We start from the raw sequence: 9,341 nt of genomic DNA, 5'->3' as shown, positions 1-9,341 counted from the left end.
AGTCATTTTCGTAAACAGCAGTAAGAGCGATTCCGTACTTGGAGGGGTATTCAAAACGTGAAAATGTAGATATTTTTGCGACCGGAGATATTTTGTCCTTGACAAAAGCCTTCTAATGAGTGAACCCGCGAAAGTATCTATGCAGCGTAAACGACGCACGGCTCGTTCCAAAACCTTGTACTAAACATAGTGAAGTATCCAGTTTGGGAATGCTTATGGATAAGCCTCCTGGATTTTCTACGCAGACAATTCCACCCCCTTAATCCCCCGCCAGCGGGGGACAGGCTTGCCACGTCTCTTGCAGCTTTCATGTCGGGGGCATTCCCGGTTTTTTGTGACTTCTGCCATGTCTTAATGAAATGTACAGTAGTATCAACCCTGTCAGAGTTGTTTTACCTGTGTTACGTGTGTTCCGTGGTTCCGTTTGAAACCCTGGCCACATGAACGGTTACAAAAAATCGGGAATGCTCCTATTTGTGTCTTGGTAGCTAAACAATTAAACCTGATAAAATTTCTGAAATTCTCTCCGGCTCTTCATACAAATCGCGTCCTGCAAGGAGTTCGTAACTATCTGACTGAGATACAAGCCGCTTAATGGCCTCTAAATGTACATTGACCGCCTGACGTTTAAAAAATAGCGATGAACTTTGCCTCATCAATCTTATAAAAGCAGTTGTTTTATCTACGGGTATCAACATACTCTCAGGTTGAAGAACTATTTGGGTGTAAATCAATACCTTTGGAAAACAGCTTGGTTGAAATCGACCGGGGTAGACCGATTCTACATCTAAAAATCGTTTTGTATGGTTTCCCATTGCTGATCCCTTAAGATGAGGATCTATTTCAGGGAATTGCCGGGACAAGGCAGGATCAAGATAAAAATGCTTCCGAAAGGCCAGGGATTCTATCCCGTCCGCAGATGATCTAAGAAAAAGGGCATCGTCTGAGACATAGTGCCAGCCCTGACTGACCAAACTAAGGGCAGTGCTGGATTTTCCGCTCCCTGACTCCCCTAAAAACAGATAGCCCATCCCATCCCTGACAAGCCCGGCAGCATGAAGGTCGTAGAAACCCCGGGAAGAAAGGAGATGGATAAGGCCGACAAGAAAGAAGTTATACTTCGATAAAGGAGGTTTTTCCTTAAAAGAGCGATGAAGGGTTACGAGCCCTGTTCCCGCTTGAAGTTGGAGCTGAAAAACGGATAATCCGTCGGTGAGGTAAACGTGACCATCTGCCTCGTAAATCGAAGAATCATAGCCGTTGAGTGGTTGTGATGCCGTATATGGGATATGCGAGGGGACATCTGTCGCTACGAATTTCAATTCAATGTGAGCAGGCTTACCGCCATTGTATATTTGAGTAAAGGGGAAGGAATAGAAGAACTGCTCAATTTCATATCCAATCCCTTCCCCTTTCCACTGAACCCCAACGGTTATTTCGTATAAAGAATAGAAATTAACCCCTGCTTCAGTCATCTCAACTTCTTATCCTCCCAACCTCTCATCTTCCTATCTTCCCATCCTCTTTTTTATGAGTTTACTTATTATAACTAAATAAAGGCCAACAATATAATTTATCATAATAAGTTGCTTTTATTTATCCTGAGGGAAACGAAGGATCTTTCAGAGAAGACCCTTTGCGTTGTCATGGGTAAATGAAACCTTACATTATGATAAAATATTTCTTTATTTTCATTTACGGTGTAAAGGTACCAAATAGCCCATTGCCGGTAATTTTGGTTGCATCCCCGTGTTTCGTAAGCTTTGGTTCTACGAAGGTTAATTTGGGTTCTGCAAAAGGCTTCCTGGCGTGAGAATCACCTATCCCTGTAACTACCTGGCCTATGTGTCCTGCCGAAATTTTTTCTAACATTTTTCATTCTCCTATCATTGTTTTTTGTGAAGAATAACCACAGGGTACGCAGGGTATTTCTCCGTGCACCCTTCTGTGTTCAAAACATATTTCTGATTAAGGACGGAATCTGCCAAAGAATCTCTTACCCTTAGTCCTGGATTTTGTTTTCTTTAATTGCTTTTTGACTTGTGATGCATCTGCGCTCGTCACTTCCTGATCCGTTTGTTCTTCCGTCTCAAACCCCAACACGTCCACAACAAAAACAAACGACTTGCTCTCCGTTAAGCAAATAATGAAAGTGACATCTACCGATTCTCCCGGGCTTAGTACACCATCCGCATAAGCATCTGCTGTCAATGGAATGGTCATTGTTGCCCCTTCTCCACCATCCCCTCCGTCTGCATTATGGAGTAGATTTCCATTTGTCAATGTTTTAACCAAAACCACAAGGCCTGTAAGGGGCGGACTGCTGCTCTTGTTTGTAAGTTTGGCACCAAAGCTAAATTTTCCAACAAATCCAGGTGGACAATCGGTGGTATCAGTAGTAATCACGTAAGTTGAACGATCCCTTACAAATCTAACAAAGTCATTAACAATCCCTGGGTACTCTACTGCACCAATGTCGCATACAACACTACCATCGCCATTGCCATCTGTGCGAGGATTCCCAAGCTGGTCAGTTTGTGTATCAGGATAATCCTGATACACGTCATTGGCGCCTGCATCAATGGCAGGGCTGGTTGATAGCAGTGGGAAGTGGCCATTGCCAGGTGTCCCGTCATCGGTGAAGGCGCCCAAACCTGAGTCCCCTGTGAGGTCGCTTGGTTGAAGGATGATGTTGACGTGGCTACCAGTAGTATTGCCAATAAGATTATTGCCCAGTGATATGATATCACCGAAACAATCTTGCGCCGCCCCTTGTGACGCTGTATTTCCAGCAATGATGGTGTTTTGTATTTTTACGCTTGTGTTTCCTACGGGTGAAGCAATTCCGCCGCCGCCACGGCCAGCACTGTTTTCGCTGACGGTGCAGTTGATGAGCAAGCATTGTGCTAGAAAATTAACCCATATGCCACCACCATCGTGGTATGGTACAGTGTTATTAGCGATTGTGCTGTTAATAATTGTCATCGTGCCGGTTCTGTGGTGTATTCCGCCCCCCTCGAAAACAGAATAATTACCACTAATATCGGTGTTATTTATCGTCAGGTTTCCAGAATGATTGATGATACCACCACCGCCGCCACCAGTGCCGCCATTGTCAGCATTGTCTTTGACTGTGCAACTGCTTAACGTTAAATCTCCATTGTTTCCGATTCCACCACCAGCACTAACAGTTCTTCCTATGCTCTGATTGCTGCTGATGGTGCTGTTGATGATTGTCATCGTTCCCAGGTTCCATATGCCACCACAACTGGAATGGGCTATATTGTTGCTGATGATGCTACTGGTAATTATTGCCGTGCCTGCGTTATAGATGCCTCCAGCATCGTCACCGGCCATATTGTCGCTGACTGTGCTATTTTTTATTGTCAGTTTGCCGAGATTCCTGATACCACCGCCGTCATGTTCTGAATCCTCAGGAACTCGTTCAGTAGCAGTAGCACCTCTCATAACGGTTAGTCCATCTAACTCCAGAGTTCCTGTATCAGCAACATGAAAAATACGAAAAAAAGGTTCACTATCGCTACGTTCGATGATGGTGGTGTCAGCACCAGCACCTTTTATGGTGATATTGCTTCTGATAGAAGGTAAGCCCGTTGGTCCGTCGGTATGGGTGGTATCGTTATACACATCCGGCAGGGTATAGGTGTCAGCCGCCATGGTAATCGTATCGGTTCCCGGATGTTCAACTTCATTGTTAGCGTCATTGATTGCATTAATCAATTGTGAAACGTTACTGACAAGAAAATCAGTAGCATTAATGGTACGTGGCACAGATAGTGCGAAGACTGTGAATGAAATGAATAGCACCTGCGCATACCCCAAATAAGCAAAACTTCCATATCCCCTTTCCCTTTTGTTCCTTACCGTGTTCATATGCCGCTCCTTTTACGCTACGTGCGTTATGTGTAGTATGTGTTCAAAACATATTTCCAATTAAGGATGGAATCTGCGAAAGAAACCTTTTCTCATAAGTCCTGATCCTTTCCCGAATTTTGCAAGACCTGGTTTAATGTCTGTTGATTGGAGTTCTGCAACTTGTAAAGAATCTGTTTGTCCTTCCTTAATCCCCAATACATCCACAACGAAACCAAACGACTTGCTCTCAGTTAAGCAAATAATGAAAGAGACATCTACCGATTCCCCCGGGCTTAGTACGCCATCGGCATAATCACCAATATTTGGAACAGTCAACCTTGCTCCCACCCCGCCTGGTACTCCATCGGCATTTTGCAATACGTTGTTATTCGTTAATTCTACAACCTCCATCACGAGATCCGTAAGCGGAGGGTTATTTCTTTTGTTTTTCAGCGTTGCATCGAAACTAAACTGCCCCACAAACTCATCCCCACAACCGGTTGTATCAGAAGTAGTCTGATATGTTGATCGTACAGGTTTAAAGGCAACAAGGTCATTAATAATTTCCGGGCTTGGCGCTGGTGCTTCTCCAAGGACAATGTCTCCCAGTGCCGATGTATCCAAATAATTATTTGCCGTTCCTATCCAGACAACCTGTCCTTCACGACCCGACCAATCGTCGTCATCATTGTATCCCACACTAAAGCCAATGGTCATACCTGCCGTGGGGGTAATTCCCAGATTGCTCCATGGTATGGCCAGTTCTATACTATACCCGCCAGTAATTGTCGCCCAGGCATGCAATACGTCCGTTTTCTTACCATTTTTTTCAAAAAGTGTTTCATCATTCCATCCTTTAATGAACTGACGATCGTAACTATCGTATGTCGTACCGTGATTATGGTCGCCGTCAATATAGATCTCCACACTGTCATTTTCATGCACAGACGTTGAGTCATTATAGAGGGTATCATCCAGCACCTTAACACCTACGTAGAGGTAGGTATTATCCCAGAGTACCCCGAACGTTGCGGTGTTGTTCGTAGTCCCAATGACCACATTACTCACATCGGTTGCAATGTCCCATGCCGATTCGTCTAAGTTTCCATCCACGGCTAGATTCAGGCTCACATAAGGCACGGTCACCGGATTTGCGGAAAGATTACTGTCAAACTTTGATACAAAGGCATCAGTAGGACCGCCACTATAACCAGCAAGAGAAGGATCATATGCATCAGTGGTTGTTGGAAAGTCTGAAGACCAAGTCGCACCAGTCACATAGACATCTCCATTTGGGGCTATCGCTATAGACATGCAAAATTCACTGCTAGCTCCTCCAAGATATGTGGATGCAAGGAGGCTGGTTAAATCACTATTGAGCTTTGATACAAAGGCATCTTCGTTACCAGTGAGGATGCCGTTAAACGAAGTATCATAGGCGCCTCGAGTTGTTGGAAAGTCTGATGATGAAGTACTGCCAGCCACATAGACATTTTCCCATGAGTCTATGGTTAGAGAATAGCAAAACTCACCGGAAGACCCTCCAAGATATGTTGATGCAAGGAGTTTTGTTAGATCACCGCTTAACTTTGATACAAAAGCATTTGTCCAACCATCTTTAAAAGTATCATAAGCGCTAGCGGTTGTCGGAAAGTCTGCTGAGTTAGTCCAGCCAGCTACATATACATTCCCCCCTGAATCTATAACAATAGAACGGCCATAATCCCAATTAGTCCCCCCTAAATACGTGGATGCAAGGATGCTGGCTAAATCACCGCTGAGTTTTGATACAAAGGCATCTTCTCTATAAGTACTACCATTGTAAGAAGTATCATAGGCACCCGTAGTTGTTGGAAAGTTTGGTGATGAAGTACTGCCAGCTACATAGATATTTCCTCCTGAGCCTATGGCAATATCCTGGATCACCCCTCCGTTCAGAGATTTGGAAGCAATGAGGTTTGTTAATGTATCATTTAGTTTCAACACAGCAGAACCACGAGCCACATAGATATTTCCCCCTGAGTCTATGGCTATCGAATCGCCTGAACCCCAGCCAGATCCCAAATATGTTGAAGCAAGGAGGTTGGTTAGATCATTACTGAGCCTTGCTAGAAAGGCACTACCGGAAGTATTATAAGCGCCCGGGGTGGTTGGAAAGTCCGATGACAAAGTTTCACCCGTCACATATACATTCCCGCTTGCATCGAGGGCGATAGCATCACCATAATCATCGTCAGAACCCCCCAGATACGTGGATACAAGGAGATTTGTTAAATCGCTACTTAGCTTCGATACAAAGGCATCATGACCACCATTAAAAGAAGTGTCATAAACACCCGAGGTTGTTGGAAAACCTGACGTACTAGTCGAACCTGCTACATATACATTCCCACTTGAGTCAATAGTTACAGAAGTACCGTAATCAAAGCCACCGGAAGACCCTCCTAGATATGTGGATGCAAGAAGGTTGGTCAAATCACCGTTGAGCTTCGATACAAAGACATCATAACCATCATTAAAAGAAGTATCATAAGCACCCGGAGTTGTTGGAAAGTCTGATGACCAGGCCGAACCAGTTAAATATATATTCCCGTTTGAGTCTATGGCTATAGCGCTAATATATCCTCCACTATCTCCATATCCTCCACCCAAATATTTTGAAGCAAGGGGGCTGGTTAAATCACCAGTAAGCTTCAATACATTAGAACCACCCGTAATATATACATTCCCCTCTGAGTCTATGGCTATATCATTGCCAGCATCACTGGCAACCCATTCCAGATATGTGGATGAAAGGAGAGTGGTTAAATCACTATTGATCTTTGATACGAAGACATTAAAATCATAATAATCATCAAAATAAGTATCATAAGCACCTGGAGTTGTTGGAAAGTCTGTTGATCCTGTTGAACCAGTCACATAGATATTTCCCCCCGAATCTATGGCTATAGCATTACCAGAATCTTCGCCATCTCCTCCCAGATAGGTGGATGCAAGGAGGCTCGTTAATGCACTATTAAGCTTTGATACAAAGACATCGCTACCGCCATTAAAATAATCATCATAGACACCCGAGGTTGTTGGAAAACTTGATGACCCGGTCGAACCAGTTACATAGACATTTCCATATGAATCTATGGCTGTAGCACTGATAGATCCTCCACTCAAAGATGTGGAACCAAGGAGACTTGTTAACGCCCCATTGAGCTTAAATACGGTATCACCCCCCCCCACATAAATATTTCCTCCAGTGTCTATGGCTATTGAAGTGCCTGCGTTTCCCAAATATGTAGAAGCAAGGAGGCTGGTTAGATCATTACTTAGCCTTGATACAAAGCCACTACCGGAAGTATTATAAGCACCCGGGGTAGTTGGAAAGTCTGTTGACCCGGTTGAACCAGTCACATAAATATTTCCCCCAGAATCTATGGCTATAGCATTGCCAGAATCTTCGCCAACTCCTCCCAAATAGGTGGATGCAAGGAGGCTGGTTAAGTCACTATTGAGCTTTGACACAAAGGCATAATCACTACCATTAAAAAAAGTATCATAGGCGCCGGGAGTTGTGGGAAAGTCTGGTGACCCAGTCGAACCAGTCACATAGATATTTCCCCCTGAATCTATGGCTATAGCATTACCATAGTCCGCACCAGATCCTCCGGATCCTCCCAAGTATGTGGACTCAAGGAGTGGGTCAATTACAACCTCCCGTGACCTGTCATAGTCTTCAAGTTTAAAACTATACTCATTACCTATTACAACATAAGCAGCCTCAATGTATTGTCTGTCACTGAGATCCCCCTCACCCCTACCCTTTCCCGCAAGGGGAGCGGAAGAACGGCTTTTTTTTGTAGTGGTAGAAGGAACTTTGGATTCCTGATAGACTATGGGCTTTGTGAACTTGACGATACCTAACGCCGTCTCCGCCTCAAGCAGTCCATCTTCATTTACTTTTAATGTCTTTGCACCGCTCAGTCTCAGTTTTATCGCCGTGGGGTCTGCGCCAGGCTTTACATAAAAGAGTTTTTCGACGTTATTCCCGTACGCCTTCAGTTTTAGTTCTATTCCATTATAAACTTCCCCAAGCGTCACCACATCATACGTCTGGATATTGGTCTTCCACTTCGATTGATCATTTCCTCTGAAGTCGTTCACAGTTGTGGTGGCCTTCTTTTCCCCTTTTATCTTACCAATCCAGCCGCCTACCATCTCCTCTTTCAATACTACTCCCCTTGTCCCTTGTTTCTTTTTATTTTCGGAATGGCCTTGTTTACCGTCATCCTGCTTCGTATCATTCTGTCCGCCAGCCTTTACTGACGGGCTATTTGCAGGCGAGTGATGATGCATACCGTCAAATCCCCCTGCATTTCCCTTTTCCCCTTTGTTAATGGGGGATTTATGAGGATTTACCGGTCTGTTGTGGGCATGGACGTCGGCCCCTCCATTTTTTCGTTGGGGCAGGGAATAGACAATCTCTCCATTCTTCGTTACAAATACCGTTCCCCCAAATGTGTTAGCATAGAACATTACCCTTTCATCGGTTTGCCCTTCATTGGCTATAAAAGGCATCTGAAGTTTCCTTGTCCTTTGAACAACCTCTGCCATACTCAATTGCTCATCCCCGGTCGAAGCCGGAGAGAGGTTTTTGATTACAGATTGCGGACTTATTGGTTTAGACAATGGTTTACCTGTATCAGCCAGGAGGATTTTGAAGAAAAAAACGACCGGCAAAAGAACCGCAAGTAATACAAAAAACTTGTTCTTCTTTTTCATTTTACCATCCTCCATTATTGATTATATGAAAACCCGTATCTCACAACGCACACTACTTTGAAACTACAAAATACTTTGATACGGAACATTGGCCAGCCACAAGGGTTGCGGCGCTACATTTCCATGCTTCCCCATGCGCCCTTAGGGAATGAGGTTTTTTGCAAATATTCATTAAAAAACCTATAGCATATAGCATATTAAAAATAATTCATTTGTATATACCCTATTTTGGGTGTATACAAATGGATGCCTACTTTTGGGTTAATGGATACATGCGTTTGCGCTTCTGTCAAACTACCGAAATACGACAGGCCTGAAGGATTGAAAGCATATAGCCAAGGGCTTGGGTCATACGCATCAACCTAACTTGGCAGTAGTTGTAAAGGTTAGCATTGCAAGAACATGTGATATTAAGTGTGGGTAGGTGAAGCGTTATCGTGCTTATTTATTTGTGCGTTGTACGCTGAGAGGATATAAAAAACCGGCATTTAAAGCAAGGGAGAGGTTAAAAACAACAATTTTTCAAAGAGAGGGCAAAATTTTTTTTAAATAAACACATTTTTTTCGGGACATACCTAAATTTTTTTGATATAAGGAAAATATAACTTACACCTAAATCCTGCAAACGATTTTCGCAATGCGAAAATCAGTATTTTCCACTACCAAGATTGGCAAAAAGCGATAACAGATAT

The 9,341-nt window shown here is 43.7% G+C and carries 4 protein-coding genes; all 4 read right to left on the bottom strand.

The window, feature by feature from the left end; all coding sequences use genetic code 11:
• Nucleotides 1-488: 488 nt before the first annotated feature.
• The 4 genes from QZT26_RS14645 to QZT26_RS14630 all read right to left on the bottom strand — a co-directional run bounded on the left by QZT26_RS14645 (nucleotide 489) and on the right by QZT26_RS14630 (nucleotide 8,649).
• Entirely contained in the window at nucleotides 489-1,475 is a 987-nt protein-coding gene (locus QZT26_RS14645; RefSeq protein ID WP_099326785.1) for a hypothetical protein, read from the bottom strand.
• Between the two features lie 220 nt (nucleotides 1,476-1,695).
• The gene (locus QZT26_RS14640; RefSeq protein ID WP_157820744.1) at nucleotides 1,696-1,872 is read right to left on the bottom strand and encodes a hypothetical protein; all 177 of its coding nucleotides are present in this window, start codon (nucleotides 1,870-1,872) and stop codon (nucleotides 1,696-1,698) included.
• A 96-nt stretch (nucleotides 1,873-1,968) separates the two neighbouring features.
• Complete coding sequence (locus QZT26_RS14635) at nucleotides 1,969-3,894, bottom strand: right-handed parallel beta-helix repeat-containing protein (protein WP_099326786.1); 1,926 nt, start codon at nucleotides 3,892-3,894, stop codon at nucleotides 1,969-1,971.
• 60 nt (nucleotides 3,895-3,954) lie between these two features.
• Nucleotides 3,955-8,649, bottom strand: a complete 4,695-nt coding sequence (locus QZT26_RS14630) for an SBBP repeat-containing protein (protein ID WP_295103198.1) — start codon at nucleotides 8,647-8,649, stop codon at nucleotides 3,955-3,957.
• Nucleotides 8,650-9,341 lie beyond the last annotated feature (692 nt).

It is taken from the genome of uncultured Candidatus Kuenenia sp. (assembly GCF_900696675.1).
In the GTDB taxonomy this organism is placed as follows: domain Bacteria; phylum Planctomycetota; class Brocadiia; order Brocadiales; family Brocadiaceae; genus Kuenenia; species Kuenenia stuttgartiensis_A.
This window is presented reverse-complemented; position numbering and strand designations above follow the sequence as displayed.